Source organism: Croceitalea rosinachiae, assembly GCF_031846445.1.
GTDB classification, from domain to species: domain Bacteria; phylum Bacteroidota; class Bacteroidia; order Flavobacteriales; family Flavobacteriaceae; genus Croceitalea; species Croceitalea rosinachiae.
In genome coordinates, this window is record NZ_JAVRHR010000002.1 from 272,193 (window position 1) to 290,280 (window position 18,088).

The following is an 18,088-nucleotide window of genomic DNA, read 5'->3' on the forward strand; positions in this document are numbered from 1 at the left end:
CTAATTTTTGTTTAGTAACAATTCGGCCTTTTCTTTTATTCTGTTTACAAGCAAGTTGAGGTGATCCACGGTTGTAAATGGATTCATAAGACTGGTTCTTAGATAATGAATATTGCGAAGTTTTGTTTGAACTAGATAGAATTCCCCTTCCTCTAGCAATTCTTGTCTTATGCTTGTATTTAGTTGGTTGAGTCGTTCGTCATTTTGGTAACTGTCAGTATATCGAAAACATAGAATATTTGACATTGGAGATGTCGCCAACTCAAAATTAGGATCCGTCTGTAACGTGTTTTCAAAGTCCTTTGCTAAATCATATTGACGGGTCACGAACTCATCGAACACTTCTTCACCGTAAAATTTTAATAAAATATACCAATGCATGCACATCATGGTTTTGGTACATTCAAAAGTCTTTTTACCACTATTTATCCAATCTTCCTCTTCCGTATCGTGTAGTAAATAATCTGCTCTTTGGCTAAAGGTATGTTGGGCATGAACTTTGTTTTTAAAGAGTAGCGCTGTAGTAATTGTTGGCATGAGCATCATTTTATGACCATCAATAACCACAGAATCTGATTGCGCAATACCATTAAGAAGATGTTTGTATTTTTCTGAGTATATGGCAGCTCCTCCATGGGCCCCATCTACATGAAACCAGAGATTTTTATCTTTTGCGAAATCGGCTATGGCAAGTAAGTCATCATACGCGCCTGTAGCTGTAGATGGAGCACTACCGACAATGGCGAATATCTTGATACCTTTAGCTCTTGCTTCATTGTAAGAAACTTCCAACTTTTTAATATCCATGGCAAAACTTTCTTGCGAAGGAACTTTGATAATCCCTTTTTCGCCCAATCCCATTATTTTAGCAGCACGGTCAATACAATAATGAGCTTGTTCGCAAACCATAATGCCTAAAGGCTCTAAATATCCTTCAGTCCAAACATTATGAGAAACCTTAGCTTTTCGTGCAGATAACAATGCCGTTAAATTTGCAAGCGTACCACCCGAAGTCAGAAAACCTCCAAAGTCAGATGTATAACCAATCTTTTCACATATACTATCGGTGACTACTTTTTCAATTGCTGATGGGGACATGCCCATTTCATATACAGCCATACCATTATTTAGTAAAGCACTTACCATTGCTGTCAAAATAGTAATAGGAGCAGAAGCAGAGACTTGATGACCTACATATTTAGGGTGGTGTGTATGCGTAGACCGCTTTAAAATCTCTGTGAAAAAATCTTCATTTTTACCATTTTCTAAAAACACTTTCCAAAAATTAAGCTCTTTATCTGGCTCATTCCAGTTTAGGGTTCTGTCAGCTTTTCCTGTGGTCGTGTTTTGAAGATGATTTTTAATCATTTTAAAGAGTTTTGTAGCATTTTTTTCAAACTCTTCGGCAGTGTAAATATTTTTTAGAAGATTATCACTCATTTTATAAAATTAGGCTCTTGGTCATACATGACAAAGTTGGAAACAAAAAAACCGCTCCATTTAGGAGCGGTTTCTCAAATTAAACTTCTTTTAGAAGTCGTTATTTGAATTAGTCAAAGGTATACCCGTTATCCGCTGCTACTTTGTCTGCGATTTCTGTTCGCAGTGCAACAACGTTGGGTTGGTTTGTGTATTTCGTGAAACGTTTTAGCCCCATGAGCATCATCCGTTGTTCATCACCTTCAGCAAAGGAAACTATAGCCTCTTTTCCTTTTTGATTAACAATGTCGGTAGCTCTGTATAGATAGAGTTTTGACATTGCTATTTGGGTCGCCTGCGATTCTTCCCCAAATCGTTTTGCATTTTTCTCGGTTCTTAATATAGTTGATTCCGCCAAATACACCTGAATTAAAATATCAGAAGCTGCCATTAATAGCTGTTGGTGTTCTTCTAGTTGAGGACCAAACTTTTGAACTGCACTCCCAGCAACCATTAAAAAGACTTTTTTAAGACGCTTTACTAGATCTTTTTCTTCAGCAAACAGTTCTGAAAAATCAGGAGAATCAAAAGATGGTATTCCCATTAATTCTTCGCCCACGGCAGTGGCAGGACCTAATAAATCTACATGGCCTTTCATAGCTTTTTTGACCAACATGCCAACTGCCAACATTCTATTGATTTCATTGGTTCCTTCGTAAATTCTTGAAATACGTGCATCTCTCCAAGCAGATTCCATTGGTGTATCTGCACTAAAACCCATACCGCCAAAAATTTGGATTCCTTCATCAGTAGTTTGTTGTACATGTTCTGAAACTGCAACTTTAAGAATAGAACACTCAATTGCATATTCTTCAACCCCTTTAAGTTCTGCTTCTTGATGTGTGTTTCCAGCAGCTTCTCGCATGGCGATTCTGTCCTCAATATTTTTGGCAGCGCGATAGCACGCAGCTTCATCCACATAAGCATTAGTGGTCATGTCAGCTATTTTAGCTTTAATAGCGCCAAAATTCATGATTGGGGTTTTAAACTGAATACGCTCGTTGGCATATTTAGTAGCTTCATTGATTACACGACGTTGCGCCTCTAAACAAGCTGCTGCTAATTTGATACGACCAACATTTAAAGCGTTCATAGCTATTTTAAAGCCATTACCTTGCTCAGATAGCATATTTTCAACAGGAACTTTAGTTTCATTGAAAAATACTTGTCTGGTCGATGAGGAATGAATACCTAGTTTTTTCTCTTCATCACCTAAAGTAATTCCATTACTTGGGTCATTTTCAACTATAAAACCTGTTATATTTTTATCATTTCCTATTCTTGCAAAAACAATAAAGACATTACAGAAACCAGCATTGGAAATCCACATTTTTTGCCCAGTGATACTGTAGTATTTGCCGTCATCGGATAAAACTGCTTTGGTTTTACCTGAGTTGGCATCAGAGCCAGCACCTGGCTCGGTTAAGCAATACGCTCCAAACCATTCACCAGAGGCTAATTTGGGCACATATTTTTGTTTTTGTTCTTCAGTTCCGTAAAGAGTTATAGGCATAGTTCCTATACCCGTATGAGCTCCAAAAGCTGTGCTAAAAGAACCAGTTGCTCCAGATATATAGTCACATACCAACATGGTGGAAACAAAACCCATACCCATGCCTTCATACTTTTCGGGTACAGCAATGCTTAAAAGACCTAGCTCCCCTGCTTCTCGCATACATTCTTCCGTATAGGCATAGTCTTTACTTTCAAAGCGTTCCCAATGAGACCATAATTTTCTATCTACGAATTCCTTTGTGCTTTCACGCATCATATTTTGTTCTTCACTAAGGTCTTCTAAGGTGAAGATTTCTTCGCAATCAACTTCTTTGACCAGAAATTGGCCACCACGTAAAATCTCTTTTTTTATCGTTTCAGTACTCATGGTTATAGTTCTTATTTCTTTTTCTTACTTTAAAAATTCAAATATTCCAGCCGCCCCTTGTCCTGTGCCAACACACATGGTCACCATACCATGTTTCCCTTGCATGTTTCGTTTACGCATTTCATCAAACAATTGAACGGATAATTTAGCTCCAGTACAACCTAGGGGATGGCCTAAAGCAATGGCACCACCATTTGGATTAATGATATCTGGATTAAGTTTCAATTCACGAATTACAGCCAATGATTGCGAAGCAAAAGCTTCATTTAATTCAATCAATTCTATATTGTCTTGCTTTAATCCGGCTTGCTTTAATGCTTTAGGCACTGCTGCAACTGGACCAATTCCCATTATCCTTGGCGGAACTCCAGCCGCCGCATAATTAACCAGCCGTGCGACTGGCTCTAGATTTAATTCCTTAACCATTTCTTCGCTCATGACCATTACAAATGCGGCACCATCACTAGTCTGAGAAGAGTTTCCTGCTGTTACACTACCGTTAGCGGCAAAGACTGGTCTTAATCTGGCCAAGGCCTCAATTGATGTGCCGGCTCTTGGGCCTTCATCTTTGGTCACGGTATATTTTTTTGATGCCTTTTTTCCTTTGCCATCTACATACGTTTGTTCTACTTCAATAGGAACTATTTGGTCTTGAAAACGGTCTTCTGCTAATGCTTTTAAAGCTTTCATATGAGAGTTGAAAGCAAACTCATCTTGGTCTTCCCTAGATACTTTGTATTCTTGCGCTACAGCCTCTGCGGTATTACCCATTCCCCAATAATAATCTTCATGACCAGATTTTACAATGTCATAATTTAATTCTGTTTTAAACCCGGTCATTGGAACAGAACTCATACTTTCGACACCGCCAGCTATAATACAATCTGCCATTCCAGCTTGTATTTTTGCTGTGGCAATTCCGATTGTTTCCAAGCCAGAAGAACAAAATCTGTTTACTGTTACTCCTGGTACATCCACAATATCTAATCCCATTAATGAAATCAAACGGGCCATGTTTAAACCTTGCGAACCTTCCGGCATGGCGTTACCTACAATGACATCATCAATTCTTTTTTTGTCAAAATCTGGAAGTTCATTAACTAGATGTGAGATAGTTTCTGCAGCTAGTTCATCAGCTCTTTTAAAACGGAAGCCTCCTCTACCGGACTTACCCACTGCTGTACGATATCCTTTAACTATATATGCTGTTTTCATTATATTAATTTCTAAGAGGTTTACCAGTTTTTAACATATGTTGAATTCGTTCCAAAGTTTTGCGCTCCGTACAAAGTGATAAGAAAGCTTCTCTTTCAATATCTAATAAGTATTGCTCAGAGACATAACTGGGTTCAGATAAATCTCCCCCGGCCATAACATAGGCCAGTTTATTGGCAATTTTCTTATCGTGTTCACTAATGTATTTACTAGCTTCCATCGCATCTGTTCCAACTAAGAACATACCTAAGGCTTGTTTGCCAAGTATCTTAACATCTTTACGTGCTGGAGGCTTAGTATATCCAGCTTCAGCCATTAGTTTGGCATATGCTTTTGCAGTAGCAATTTGCCGGTCTTTGTTGACTACAACAATATCTTTTCCTTTTTGTAAGATTCCTAAATCGAATGCTTCATATGCAGAAGTAGAAACTTTGGCCATCCCGATAGTTAAAAAGTACTCTTGCAAAATATTTAGTTCCACATCTCCTTTTCTAAAAGAATCTGATGCTCTTAATGCAAATTCTTTAGAGCCACCACCACCAGGAATTACTCCAACACCAAATTCTACGAGACCTATATAAGTTTCTGCTGCTGCCACTACTTTATCTGCATGAAGGGATAGCTCACATCCTCCACCTAAACACATACCATGCGGTGCTGATACCGTAGGAATAGATGAATAACGCATGCGCATCATAGTGTCTTGGAACATTTTAATGGACATATTTAGCTCATCGTACTCTTGTTCCACCGCCATCATGAAAATCATTCCGATATTGGCTCCTACAGAAAAATTGGCTGCTTGATTACCAACGACTAAACCTTGGTAGTCTTTCTCCGCTAGGTCGATAGCCTTATTTAATCCTGCAAGTACGTCACCACCAATAGTATTCATTTTAGATTGGAATTCTACATTTAAAATTCCATCTCCTAAGTCTTCAACTACAACACCAGAGTTTTTAAAAACTTCTTTCGATTTTCTAATGTTATCTAAAATGATAAAGGCATCCTGCCCAGGAATTTTTACCATTTCCTTTTTAGGAATATCATAAAAATAGGTTGCACCATCTTTGACTGAATAGAATGAGGTAACTCCTGCAACTTTCATATCAGCGACCCATTTAGCAGCCTCTTGATTTTCTGATGCTATAAATTCTAATCCTTTATCTAGACCGACAGCATCCCAAATTTGGAAAGGACCATGTTCCCATCCAAACCCGGCTTTCATCGCATCATCTATTTTATAAAGTTCTTCAGTTATCTCAGGTATACGGTGCGAAACATAAGCAAACAGTTGACCAAAACTCTTTCTGTAGAATTCGCCGGCTTTATCCTTACCACTAGTTAAAACGGAAAATCGATCTACGACCTTATCAATAGTCTTTGTTAGTTCGAGGGTAGCAAATTTGGCGCTTTTCTTAGACCTATAGTCCATTGTATCTAAATCAAGGGTCAAGATTTCAGTCTTACCCTTTGTGTCTTTAGATTTTTTATAGAACCCCTGTCCTGTCTTGCTTCCTAACCATTTGTTTTCCATCATGGCGGAAATAAAATCAGGTAGGGCAAACAAAGCATGTCTTTCGTCTTCTTTACAATTTTCTGCTATACCATTGGCAACATGTACCAGAGTATCAAGGCCAACCACATCAACCGTTCTAAAAGTGGCTGACTTTGGACGACCAATAACCGGTCCAGTTAGTTTATCAACCTCTTCCACAGTCATGCCCATTTCCTTTACTGCATGAAAAAGACTTTGAATACTAAAAATTCCAATTCTATTGCCAATAAAAGCAGGAGTGTCTTTGGCTACAACCGAAGTTTTGCCCAAAAATTGCTCTCCATATCCGTTTAAAAACTCTAGAACAGAAGTATCAGTTTTTGGTCCAGGAATAATTTCAAATAGCTTTAGGTATCTCGCAGGGTTAAAGAAGTGTGTTCCGCAGAAGTGTTCTTGAAAATCGTCACTTCTTCCTTCACTCATAAAATTGATAGGAATTCCTGAAGTGTTTGAGGTAATTAGTGTTCCAGGAGTTCTATGTTTTTCTAGATTCTCAAAAACTATTTTTTTAATATCTAATCGTTCTACAACGACCTCAATAATCCAATCTACTTTTGCAACTTTTGCGATATCGTCTTCTAAATTACCAGTAGCGATCCGACTAGCAAATTTTTGATGATAAATAGGGGAGGGCTTGGATTTTAAAGCAGCAGTCAATGAATCATTCACCAAACGATTTCTGACTACTTTATCCTCTAGCGTAAGTCCCTTTGCTTTCTCTTTTTCGTTCAATTCTCTAGGAACGATATCAAGTAATAAAACTTCAACACCGATATTAGCAAAATGGCATGCTATACCACTTCCCATGATACCCGAACCAATTACGGCAACTTTATTGATGTGTCGCTTCATGAATATGTTATGGATTAATTAGTTGTTGTTTTTGTATAAATATTTTTTTCTAAAATCAGTTTATTAATGACAGATATAGTTTTGAAAAAACCAACTAAATCGTTTTCATTAATATCTTCTTTTACCGCCTCATTAAATCGCAATACTACCTCTTTAGAATCCTTTCTTTTATCTAAACCAAGTTGCGTAAGATGAATCAAAACTCCACGCCCGTCGTTTGGATTAGGTTTGCGAACGATGTACCCTTTTTCTTCAATACTCTTAAGAATTCTTGAAAGGCTGGTAGATTCCATTCCCATTTTTGGACCTAGAGCTGTACTAGGAGTACCTTTTTTTGGGTCAATACTCAACAAAGTAAATCCTATTGCCATGGTGAGACCATAGTTCTTAGCTTCTTCATTGTACATTTTTATTACTGCCTGCCATGTAGCTCTTAAAGCGTAGTCAATGGTCAAATCCTTCATAGAACAAAAATTCGTCTTCAAAGATAGTGAAAATTTATTATGCATGCATAATAAATTCAATGTCAAATTCTAAAAACGAGCTTATTGTTTACGAATTTTCTTTATTCTGATTTATGTGATATAATGCTATTTGTAAGAACGAACAAATAAGTTAGAATAGAACACAGAGCCGACTAGAAGTATCTTCTGGTATTTTTTTAGTTCTTAAGCAGTATTTTTTCAAAAACAATTAATACCCGTAAATATCATTGTATAGATTGATATACTTTTCTTTGACTATTTTTCTTCTTAGTTTCATTGTAGGTGTCAAATGCCCTTCATCAATACTCCATACATCTGGCGTCAAGCGGAACTGTTTTACCTTTTCCCATTTGGCAAAGTCTGAATTTGCAATATCAATCTCTTCTTGAATTCTGGCGATTACTTTTTCATTGATTACGATATCGGAGTTTTCACCAAGAGTAACCTTATGGCGTTCTGCCCAATCATATAAAAACTCAAAATTAGGCTGTATTAATGCCGCTGGCATTTTTTCACCTTCGCCGACGACCATTAATTGTTCAATAAATCGTGATTGTTTAAAGCGATTCTCCAGTAATTGCGGAGCGACATATTTACCACCAGAAGTTTTGAACATTTCCTTTTTGCGATCGGTGATTCTCAAAAATCCATCCGAATCAATTTCTCCAATATCTCCCGTATGAAAGTAGCCATCTTTTAATACTTCTGATGTTTTATCCGGATCTTTGTAATAGCCCATCATAACATTTGGACCTTTGCATAAGATTTCACCATCATCGGCTATTTTGATTTCAACATCATTAATGATTCGTCCAACCGAACCGATTTTCCAACCACCACCTAGCTCCTGATTTACTGAGATGACGGGTGAAGTTTCCGTTAACCCATAACCTTCCATGACCGGAATCCCGGCGGCACCAAATATCCGACCTAATCGCGGTTGTAATGCTGCACTACCAGAAACCATTGTAGTTAAATTACCGCCTAAACCTTCTTGCCATTTACTGAAAATTAATTTTCGTGCAAGCCCTAACTGCTTCTCATACCACCACCCATTGACACCATATGGTTCAAACTTTAGTCCCAGTTCAACAGCCCAGAAGAATATTTTTTTCTTTATTCCTTCCAGAGCGGTACCCTTAGCAATTATGGAATCATATACTTTTTCCAAAAGACGAGGAACAACTGTCATGACATCTGGTTTTACCTCCTTAAGGTTATCACTGATTTTGTCCAAACCTTCTGCAAAGTAAATGTTGATTCCACAGTACTGGTATAAGTACAAAATCATGCGTTCGAAAATGTGACAAACAGGCAGAAAGCTTAGAGAACTTGCTCCTGGTTCGAAAGGAACCCTTAGTTTACTTGCAATTACATTTGAAACAATGTTATTATGTGAAAGCATTACTCCTTTTGGCCTTCCTGTAGTACCAGAGGTATATATTAAGGTGGCCAAATCTTCGGGTTTGACCTTTAACTTTCTGTCTTCAACCTCTTCTTGATTGGAATTGTCTTTCCCTTTTTCTAAAACTTCTGTCCAATTCTTACAATTTTTTAGGTCATCAAATGAATATACATCCTTTAGTTTTTTTAGTTTACTGCTGATGCTCAACACTTTTTGCAATACTTCATCACATGAAACAAAGCAATATTTAGCTTCTGAATGATTAAGCACATACTCATAATCTTCTTCAGAAATTGTTGGATAAATAGGTACATTTTGGGCGCCAATTTGTAAGATTCCAATATCACAAATATTCCATTCCGTTCGATTGGTCATTGATATGATAGCCACCTTATCATTAGGTTTTACACCCATTCGCAATAAACCGCGACTTATTGTATTGGCTTGGTCAATATATTCTTGGGTTGAGGTACTTACCCACTTACCATTTTTCTTAGTTGTAAAGGCCTTTTCGAGATTATGGTTTTCTTTTTGATAGTATGGAAAATCAAAAAGTCTGGTTACCGTTTGCATATTAAGTTTCTATTTGGTAATTGCAAAATAAGGAAAGGAAGTGGAATTTTAAAATGACATTTCTAAAAAAGAGGCTAAATAATTAATAATCTCATAGTAAATGGAGTTTCATGCCTTCATGTGATGCAGCGAACCCCAGTTTTTCATAAAAAGCTAAGGCATCTGGTCTTTTCTTATCAGTTGTTAATTGAACTACATGAGCGCCTTTTTCTTTTGCTCTTGAAATGGCCCATTCAAAAAGTTTTTGACCAATGCCTTTTCCACGACAGTCCTCATGAACCCTTACAGCTTCTATTTGTGCTCTAATGCCACCTTGATAAGTCAAATATTGAATGAATGATAATTGAAGTGTTCCAATAATGTTACCATCTTTACTTTCAATCACAATCAATTCTTGATTAGGGTCGTTTGAAATATTTTCAAAAGCCTTGCAATAAGTATATGGTAGCGGAATTTTATAGTCTTCACGTTTGCTACCAAGTTTGTCATTGGCAATTATTTTAACTATTGATGCAACATCTTCTTTTTTTGCAGGTCGAATAATCACAGTTTATGCTATTCTTGACTTGATAAACTTAAACTGACCATTGTGGTTTGACTCATGTTCACATACATGAAACCACTTGCAATAATTATTGGTTGGTCCCCATGGAAAGTTTGCATCAATAGACATTAACCAATCGTCGTCACGATTTTTAAACTCCGCCAATGTGAAGTCTCTGACCTGGGTCATTTCTTCTAGGTAATAGTCAAAAGGCCTCCCTTTAATTTCGTTACGCGCCTTCTCTCCAAGCCCTGATGCGACGGACCACTTTTTAGAATCTTCTTTTGACCAATCTCCCCAAGATTTGTTTTCAAAGGTGTGAATTTGATAGAAGCGTTCGGTAGCTGCTAAATGCATCAGCATTGCACCGATACTATTGGCATCATCATCTACCAAATAATCAAGGTCGGACACGCTCATATCTTTTACAGGAGAAAGGATAACCATACGCATCCAATTCATCATAGATACTAAAGTCCCTATTTGCGGTGTATAGCCTTCTTTTGGCCCAAAAATGTTTACGTCGCTATCTTGACTAAACTTCGGTAAAGGTTGCAAATGGGGTGCTGCCATTACTCCTGTAGCGCCCAACGCTCCGAGGGTCAGTAATGATGTTTTTTTTATAAAATTTCTTCTATTGACTGATGGTGTATGCTCGTTCATGGTTCTAGTTTGTTCGTTAAATCCTTGAAGTTACGAATTCTCTTCCACCCACTGTCTTGCATTCACAAAAGCTTCTATCCACGGCGAAACTTTATCATTGCTTCTTTCCTTTGGATAGTACGCCCAGTTCCACGGAAAAATAGAGCGTTCAATATGCGGCATAGTCACTAAATGTCGCCCAGTTTTATCACAAAGCATTGCAGTATTAAAATCACTTCCATTTGGATTTGCTGGATATCCCTCATAACCATATTTGGCTACAATATCGAATTGGTCTTCTGAATTTGGTAAGCTGAATTTACCCTCACCATGCGATATCCAAACCCCGAGAGTCGTTCCTTCTAATGAAGAAAGCATGATGGAGTTGTTCTTTTGAATTTTGACAGAAGTAAAATTACTCTCATGCTTGCCTGAATCGTTGTAGGTCACTTTACCATGGGTTTGGTGTTCGGGATTAATTAAATCCAACTCCATGAACAACTGACATCCATTACAGATGCCAACGGAAAGGGTATTAGGTCTTGCAAAAAAGTCTTTGATAACTTTATTGGCATGTTCATTGTATTTTATGGCTCCTGCCCAGCCTTTGGCACTACCTAGAACATCAGAATTTGAAAAACCACCTACAGCCCCTAAAAACTGAATATCCTTTAAGTCTTCACGACCAGAAATTAAATCAGTCATGTGAACGTCTTTGACATCAAAACCTGCCAAAAACATGGCATTGGCCATTTCTCGTTCTGAGTTACTGCCTTTCTCTCTTAAAATAGCTGCTTTTGGTCTGTTCTCGATACGATTTGCTGAAGACAAATCACTTGAACTGACGTTTTTCGGAAACGAATATTTTAAAGACTGTACTTTATAGTTCTCATAACGATCTTTAGCCAAACCATTGGCTGTTTGCTTATTGTCTAGTAAGTACGAAGTCTTATACCAAATATCGCGTAGTGAGGCAATATTTAAACCAACTTCAACACCATGATTTTTAAGGCGTAGTTCTCCTTCAGAAATTACTTTTCCTAACTTATGGAATTCGATTCCTTTCGCTTCCATAGCCGTTTCAGCATCGGTATCTTTAGTTTGAATAACCACTCCGATGTTTTCAGCAAATAGCACTTTAAGGGTATCCTGTTCACCGAAGGCGGTCAAATCTAGTTCAGCTCCTAAATTGTTATCAGCAAAGCAAAGTTCCAATAAGGTAGTTATCAATCCACCAGAACCAATATCATGCCCGGCAATAATTTGACCATCAATATTTAATTGTTGTAACGCGTTAAATGCTGATTTAAAATAAGCAGCATCAGTAATGCTTGGGGCTTCGCTGCCAATACTATTTAAAATCTGTCCAAAAGAAGAACCACCTAGCTTAAAATCATCTTTTGATAAATTGATGTAGTAGATATCACCGCCATCTTTTTGCAGCACAGGTTCCACCACTTTTGTAATATCATTACAATTACCAGCAGCAGAAATCACCACCGTCCCTGGAGCAATTACCTCTTGGTCTTTGTATTTCTGTTTCATGGATAGCGAATCCTTTCCAGTAGGTACATTAATACCCAAGGCAATAGCGAATTCTGAAATAGCCTCCACGGCTTTGTATAAGCGCGCATCTTCGCCTTGGTTTTTACAAGGCCACATCCAATTTGCGGATAATGAAACCGATAGCAGTCCGTCTTTCAAGGGTGCCCAAACCAAATTCGTTAAAGCTTCTGCAATACTATTTCTACTGCCAGCTACAGGATCTATTAATCCTGAGATAGGGGAGTGGCCAATACTGGTTGCAATTCCTTCTTTTCCTTTAAAATCTAGCGCCATTACTCCAACATTGTTCAAAGGGAGCTGTAGTGGACCTGTACATTGTTGCTTCGCAACCTTACCACCTACGCAACGGTCTACCTTATTGGTAAGCCAGTCTTTACAGGCTACTGCCTCTAGTTGTAAAACTTGTTCTAGATACTCATGAAAATACTCCAACGAATATTCCGCATCTTTATATTGGGTTTCTATGGTCGAGTCTTCCATAATGGTTTTAGGTGAGCTTCCGAACATATCCGAAAGGGCTAAATCCATTGGTTTTTGTTTTGTAGTACTAGATTCAAAGGTGAAGCGCTGTTCGGCAGTAACATCACCTACCTCATACATTGGGGAACGCTCTCGATCTGCAATACGCTTTAAAAGTGAAGTGTCTTGTTGACCAATGACCAAACCCATTCGTTCTTGGCTTTCATTACCAATAATTTCTTTAGCCGATAGTGTGGGGTCCCCAACGGGCAATTTATCCAAATCGATATATCCACCTGTGTCTTCAACAAGTTCAGAAAGACAATTTAAATGTCCGCCAGCCCCATGGTCATGAATTGACACGATAGGATTATCATGGCTTTCTACCATTCCACGAATAGCATTGGCGGCACGTTTTTGCATTTCGGGATTAGAACGCTGTACGGCATTTAATTCTATAGCAGATTCAAACTCTCCTGTATCCGCACTTGAAACCGCGGCACCACCCATACCAATACGATAGTTATCGCCCCCAAGAATTACAATTTTATCGCCTTTGTTTGGGGTATCTTTTATGGCTTGCTCTGCTTTGCCATAACCAATACCGCCAGCTTGCATGATTACTTTGTCGTAGCCTAGGTTTTTTTCACCTTCTTGGTGTTCAAAAGTTAGAACAGAGCCTGCAATTAATGGTTGACCAAACTTGTTGCCAAAGTCAGAAGCTCCGTTAGAAGCCTTTATAAGAATATCCATTGGGGTTTGGTATAGCCAGGGCCGCGCTGGAAATGCTTTTTCCCAATCCCTATTTTCTTCTAATCGTGAATACGAGGTCATATACACTGCAGTACCAGCTAAAGGCAAAGACCCTTTGCCACCAGCAAGCCTATCCCTTATTTCCCCACCAGAACCGGTCGCCGCGCCGTTGAAAGGTTCTACGGTAGTTGGAAAGTTGTGTGTTTCTGCTTTTAATGACAAGACAGAATCAAATTCCTCTTCTTGATAAAAGTCAGGTTTGTCTGCAGTTTTTGGGGCAAATTGAACTACTCTTGGCCCTTTTACAAACGCCACATTGTCTTTATATGCTGAAACGATATTATTTGGATGCTCCGCTGAGGTTTTTTTAATGAGTTTAAAGAGTGAGGTAGGCATCTCTTGACCATCAATTACAAAAGTACCATTAAAAATTTTGTGACGACAATGTTCTGAATTGACCTGACTAAAACCAAACACTTCAGAATCCGTGAGTTTACGCCCAAGTTTTTTGGATAGATTCTCTAAATACGTTACTTCATCATCACTCAGGGCTAAACCTTCTTGTTGATTGTAAGCAGCAATATCTTCAATAGGCAAAATAGCCTCAGGGGTTACATCTATTTTGTAAATTTCTTGTCCAAGACCACTATATTTTTGTGAGAGCATCGGGTCAAACTCGTTAAAGTCTTTTGAAACCGCTTTAAATTCTTCAATTCTAATAATACCTTCAATACCCATATTTTGGGTAATTTCTGTAGCATTAGTGCTCCAGGGGGTGACCATAGCCGCACGTGGGCCAACAAAAAAGGCGTCAAGAGACGCCGTGTTTATTTTAGGTTGGTTGCCGAACAACCATGTCAGTTTTTTTTCGTTTTCAGTCGTGATTTCTTGAGCAGTTTGGACGGCAAAAACCCTTGTTGCCATATCCCCGAAGAAATGAATCATATGAACCTGTTGCTTTACAAAATTGGAAAAAACAAATTTACGATTTTTTAATGCTTTTGGAGTAGGTGTTGAAAACAGTTTTTAACCGATATTGTTGATAGTTTTCTATCTCTAAATATCCCCTTTGAAATTTCTATTTCACGAAACAATTGCATTTATTTTGAAATGATTTTGTTTAAATAAGAATTTCCGAATTCTAGTGCATCTTAATTAAAATTCTAGTAAATATTTAAAAGTCAATTGAGTAACTGAAATTAAGTTGTTATCTTAAGCCAGCTAATTTAAGGACCAACCGCATGAGAACATTTAATATATTTTTTTTAATAACAGTGAGTTTTGTGACCAACGTCACTGCTCAAAAAGCGTATTCCAAAAAACAAATTGCAAAATTAAAAACTGAAGTGGCCGCTTTGGTCGAAGCAGATAAAAAACTGGCCCAAGTAATGGTGGATAAAGTATTCAGTTTTGCTGAACTCGGTTTTCAAGAGATAGAGAGTTCCAAATATCTTACAGGAATCTTAGAATCAAATGGTTTCAAAATTGAAAATTCAATTTCCGGAATTCCCACAGCTTGGTTTGCAGAATGGAGCAATGGTGATGGACCGATAATTGCTATTGGTAGTGATGTAGATTGTATACCCAAAGCTTCTCAATATCCGGGAGTTGCCTATCATAAACCAATGGTCGAAGGAGCACCAGGACATGGCGAAGGACACAACTCGGGTATTCCATTAAATATTTCGGCTGTACTTGCAGTGAAGAAAATTATGGAACGCGAAAATATTGGAGGTACGCTTTTGGTTTGGCCCGGTATTGCAGAAGAGTTGTTAGGTTCCAAAGCTTGGTACGTACGAGATGGACTATTCGACAAAATCGATATGTGCATTTTTACTCATGTCAGTAGTAATCTAGGCGTTTCTTACGGGCCTACAAGGGGTACAGGGTTAATCTCAGTTGAGTATATGTTCGAAGGTGAGGCGGCTCATTCTGCGGGCGCTCCTTGGCGGGGCAGAAGTGCCCTAGATGCAGCAGAACTAATGAATATTGGGTGGAACTACAAACGAGAGCATTTACATCCTTTAAAGCGCTCACATTCCATTTTTACTGATGCAGGAGACCAACCTAATGTGGTGCCCTCGAAAGCGGCCATCTGGTTTTATTTTCGCGATATCAAATACAAAGGCATCATGAAAATGTATGCCGAAGCCAATGATATAGCGAAAGGTGCTGCCCTAATGACAGGTACAAAAGTAACTTCTAGGGTATTAGGGGCGGCCTGGCCTCGACATTTCAACAAGGTGATTGCCGAGACCATGTATGAGAATATTAAAAAAGTAGGTTTACCCAAATGGTCGGAATCGGACCAAATATTGGCCAAAGCGGTACAGACCGAAGTAAATTCTTTAAAAACCGAAGGCTTGGCAACTGAGTTAATGGAGCTTGGCTTGCCCATGGTAAGACCAGTTAGTGGTGGATCAGATGATATTGGTGATATATCATGGAAGATACCGACGGTTACCATGCGTTTTCCTTCTAATATTCCCGGTCTACAGGGGCATCATTGGAGCAATGCAATTACCATGGCGACACCGATTGCTCATAAAGGAGTAACCGCAGGAGCCAAGGCCGAAGCCATGACCATCTTAGATTTTCTTTTAAAACCACAACTTTTAAAAGACGCTTGGACGTATTTTAATGAAGTTCAAAGCAAAGATGACACCTACGAACCTATGATTACTGCAGACGATTTACCTCCTATTTATTTGAATAAAGACAAGCAAGATGAGTTTCGTGTTGAGCTTGAGAAATTCTATTATGATGAGACTAAATATGACACATATTTAGAACAGTTGGGGGTAGAGTACCCAACTCTTAAAAAGACTGGCTGATTAGAAGTTGATTAAAAGAAGAAGCCCGATTTTCGGGCCTCTTCTTTATTCAGAAAAAACTTAAATTAGCATTCCGCCAGAAACTTCAATGCGTTGGCCATTGACCCATTTGGCATCTTCACTGCACAAGAATGCTACTACACCGCCGATATCGTCACTTTCTCCCATTCGACCTAAGGCCGTCATTCCTTCGATCATTTCAATTAACTGCGGAGCCTGTTCAAAGCGATCGTTATGAAACTCGGTGTTGATGGCTCCGGGTGCTACCGTATTTGCTTTAATCTTTCGTTCTCCCAATTCTTTGGCCAGGTATTGTGAATAGACTTCAATAGCTCCTTTTATAGATGCATATGCTGAATAACCAGGGAAAGAAAAACGAGTCAACCCGCTAGAAATATTAACAATACCACCACCATCATTTATCATATCTAATAAAGTCTGGGTCAAAAAATATACACCTTTAAGATGTACGTTCATTAAGTCATCAAACGCTTGCTCTGTAGTTTCAGCTACTGAGCCATTATGCCCAAAACCAGCATTGTTAATCAAAAAATCGATTTTACCTGTGCTCAATTCTGTTTCCAAAACTTGTTGGAGTCCTTTTTTGAAATTTTCAAAACCACTTACACTTCTTGTGTCCAATTGCAAGGCAATTGCACTACCTTTTTGTGACTTGATTTCATTAATGGTTTCATTTGCAGCCTCGGAATTAGAATTATAGGTAATAACGACATCTAGTCCTTTTTTTGCTAGGCTTAGAGCCATGTCTTTTCCTAAACCCCTACTACCGCCTGTCACTAAGGCTATTTTTTTAGTACTCATAGTATTCCTTTTTTAACATTAATATTTGAATACAGCAAAGTTCTATGTTTCCGCTAGTTAGGATTTGCAAGGAAGAAACCAATAGTTGTAAAAATCAAATAATTTCTAATTTTCTATAGGAAATAGGAGAATGATTGGCATGTTTTTTAAAGAAGTTAGAAAAATGAGCTGTCTCTTCAAAACCAAGTGAATTTCCAATTTCTGAAATGTTCCAATTGGTGTGCCTTACCAATATCTTAGCTTCTTGAATTACTCTTTCGGCAATTAGATTCGAAGTGCTTTTTTGCAAACTTTCTTTCAAAGCCCTGTTCAAATGGTTTACGTGAACACCTAAATATTTCGCAAAATCTGAAGCAACTCGCAACTGCATACGTTGCATAGGACTTTCAATGGGGAACTGTCGTTCTAATAGTTCCATGAACAATCCAGAAATGCGCTCAGACGCATTTGAATGTATATTGACAGCAAGATTAGCAGGCTGCAGTTTTAAAGCACTATGGATCAATTCAAAAACTAAGTTTCTAAGTATGTCATATTTGAAGGTGTAGTCAGATTCTATTTCGGTAAACATACGTTGAAAAATGGGGGTTATAGCCTTTAATTGAATATCTGTTAATTGAAAAACCGGACTCCCATTAGGTTGAAATACAGGATATTGATTAAGGTTGCCATATTGATGAAAAAAGGCTTCCGTAAATACGCAAAAATAACCCGTTAATTGCTCGTCGATCATTTCCCAATTATAGGGTATCTGCGGATTTGAAAACACGATAACCTGTTGATCTACATTGACAATTTTATCCGCATAATGAACCCTACTTTTTCCTTTTACCAAGCTTATTTTAAAGTAGTCCCTACGACTAAATGGCATTGCTTTAGGCTTAGGGCCTGCGAATTCATCTAACTTAAACACATTAAAATGCCCTATGCCAGACTTTACACTTTCTGGAACATATTTATGTCCACTTTTGTAAAACTCTTCTAATGATACCTTTTTGTCCATAACACAAAGTTATAGA

At 38.1% G+C, this 18,088-nt stretch carries 12 protein-coding genes; 1 reads left to right on the forward strand and 11 read right to left on the reverse strand.

Translation table 11 applies throughout. The annotated features are described in order from the left end of the window. From RM706_RS08960 to purL, 9 genes are all read right to left on the reverse strand, one after another. Nucleotides 1-1,440 (reverse strand): pyridoxal phosphate-dependent decarboxylase family protein, encoded by a 1,440-nt coding sequence (locus RM706_RS08960; RefSeq protein ID WP_311350718.1) that lies wholly within the window; start codon nt 1,438-1,440, stop codon nt 1-3. 109 nt (nt 1,441-1,549) lie between these two features. Continuing rightward, nucleotides 1,550-3,361 carry an acyl-CoA dehydrogenase FadE gene (locus RM706_RS08965; RefSeq protein ID WP_311350719.1) on the reverse strand — a complete coding sequence of 604 codons (1,812 nt, stop codon included), beginning with the start codon at nt 3,359-3,361 and terminating at the stop codon, nt 1,550-1,552. Between the two features lie 24 nt (nt 3,362-3,385). Then, nucleotides 3,386-4,576 carry an acetyl-CoA C-acyltransferase gene (locus tag RM706_RS08970; RefSeq protein WP_311350720.1) on the reverse strand — a complete coding sequence of 397 codons (1,191 nt, stop codon included), beginning with the start codon at nt 4,574-4,576 and terminating at the stop codon, nt 3,386-3,388. A gap of 4 nt (nt 4,577-4,580) precedes the next feature. Continuing rightward, nucleotides 4,581-6,986: a 3-hydroxyacyl-CoA dehydrogenase/enoyl-CoA hydratase family protein gene (locus RM706_RS08975; RefSeq protein ID WP_311350721.1), complete on the reverse strand. Its 2,406-nt coding sequence runs from the start codon at nt 6,984-6,986 to the stop codon at nt 4,581-4,583. A gap of 14 nt (nt 6,987-7,000) precedes the next feature. Then, the gene (locus tag RM706_RS08980) at nt 7,001-7,450 is read right to left on the reverse strand and encodes a MarR family winged helix-turn-helix transcriptional regulator (RefSeq protein WP_311350722.1); all 450 of its coding nucleotides are present in this window, start codon (nt 7,448-7,450) and stop codon (nt 7,001-7,003) included. Between the two features lie 229 nt (nt 7,451-7,679). Then, nucleotides 7,680-9,449, reverse strand: coding sequence for an AMP-dependent synthetase/ligase (locus tag RM706_RS08985; RefSeq protein ID WP_311350723.1), 1,770 nt, complete (start codon nt 9,447-9,449; stop codon nt 7,680-7,682). 91 nt (nt 9,450-9,540) lie between these two features. Next, nucleotides 9,541-9,996 (reverse strand): GNAT family N-acetyltransferase, encoded by a 456-nt coding sequence (locus RM706_RS08990; protein ID WP_311350724.1) that lies wholly within the window; start codon nt 9,994-9,996, stop codon nt 9,541-9,543. Nucleotides 9,997-9,999: 3 nt separating this feature from the next. Continuing rightward, nucleotides 10,000-10,656 (reverse strand): DinB family protein, encoded by a 657-nt coding sequence (locus RM706_RS08995; protein ID WP_311350725.1) that lies wholly within the window; start codon nt 10,654-10,656, stop codon nt 10,000-10,002. Nucleotides 10,657-10,686: 30 nt separating this feature from the next. After that, nucleotides 10,687-14,358, reverse strand: coding sequence for a phosphoribosylformylglycinamidine synthase (gene purL / locus RM706_RS09000; RefSeq protein WP_311350726.1), 3,672 nt, complete (start codon nt 14,356-14,358; stop codon nt 10,687-10,689). A gap of 296 nt (nt 14,359-14,654) precedes the next feature. On the opposite strand from purL, the gene RM706_RS09005 reads away from it, so the two are divergent. Then, nucleotides 14,655-16,247 (forward strand): zinc-binding metallopeptidase family protein, encoded by a 1,593-nt coding sequence (locus tag RM706_RS09005; protein WP_311350727.1) that lies wholly within the window; start codon nt 14,655-14,657, stop codon nt 16,245-16,247. Between the two features lie 60 nt (nt 16,248-16,307). On the opposite strand, the gene RM706_RS09010 is transcribed toward RM706_RS09005, so the two are convergent. Together RM706_RS09010 and RM706_RS09015 are read right to left on the reverse strand one after the other, a co-directional pair. Then, complete coding sequence (locus tag RM706_RS09010) at nt 16,308-17,069, reverse strand: SDR family NAD(P)-dependent oxidoreductase (RefSeq protein ID WP_311350728.1); 762 nt, start codon at nt 17,067-17,069, stop codon at nt 16,308-16,310. A 94-nt stretch (nt 17,070-17,163) separates the two neighbouring features. Continuing rightward, entirely contained in the window at nt 17,164-18,072 is a 909-nt protein-coding gene (locus RM706_RS09015; protein WP_311350729.1) for a helix-turn-helix domain-containing protein, read from the reverse strand. Nucleotides 18,073-18,088 lie beyond the last annotated feature (16 nt).

Coding starts and splice junctions, on each gene's coding strand:
- RM706_RS09010 (WP_311350728.1), bottom strand. CDS start 17,069: ATGAGTACTAAAAAAATAGCCTTAGTGACAGGCGGTAGTAGGGGTTTA.
- RM706_RS08965 (WP_311350719.1), bottom strand. CDS start 3,361: ATGAGTACTGAAACGATAAAAAAAGAGATTTTACGTGGTGGCCAATTT.
- RM706_RS08970 (WP_311350720.1), bottom strand. CDS start 4,576: ATGAAAACAGCATATATAGTTAAAGGATATCGTACAGCAGTGGGTAAG.
- RM706_RS08975 (WP_311350721.1), bottom strand. CDS start 6,986: ATGAAGCGACACATCAATAAAGTTGCCGTAATTGGTTCGGGTATCATG.
- RM706_RS08985 (WP_311350723.1), bottom strand. CDS start 9,449: ATGCAAACGGTAACCAGACTTTTTGATTTTCCATACTATCAAAAAGAA.
- RM706_RS09005 (WP_311350727.1), top strand. CDS start 14,655: ATGAGAACATTTAATATATTTTTTTTAATAACAGTGAGTTTTGTGACC.
- RM706_RS08995 (WP_311350725.1), bottom strand. CDS start 10,656: ATGAACGAGCATACACCATCAGTCAATAGAAGAAATTTTATAAAAAAA.
- RM706_RS09015 (WP_311350729.1), bottom strand. CDS start 18,072: ATGGACAAAAAGGTATCATTAGAAGAGTTTTACAAAAGTGGACATAAA.
- RM706_RS08960 (WP_311350718.1), bottom strand. CDS start 1,440: ATGAGTGATAATCTTCTAAAAAATATTTACACTGCCGAAGAGTTTGAA.
- RM706_RS08980 (WP_311350722.1), bottom strand. CDS start 7,450: ATGAAGGATTTGACCATTGACTACGCTTTAAGAGCTACATGGCAGGCA.
- purL (WP_311350726.1), bottom strand. CDS start 14,358: ATGATTCATTTCTTCGGGGATATGGCAACAAGGGTTTTTGCCGTCCAA.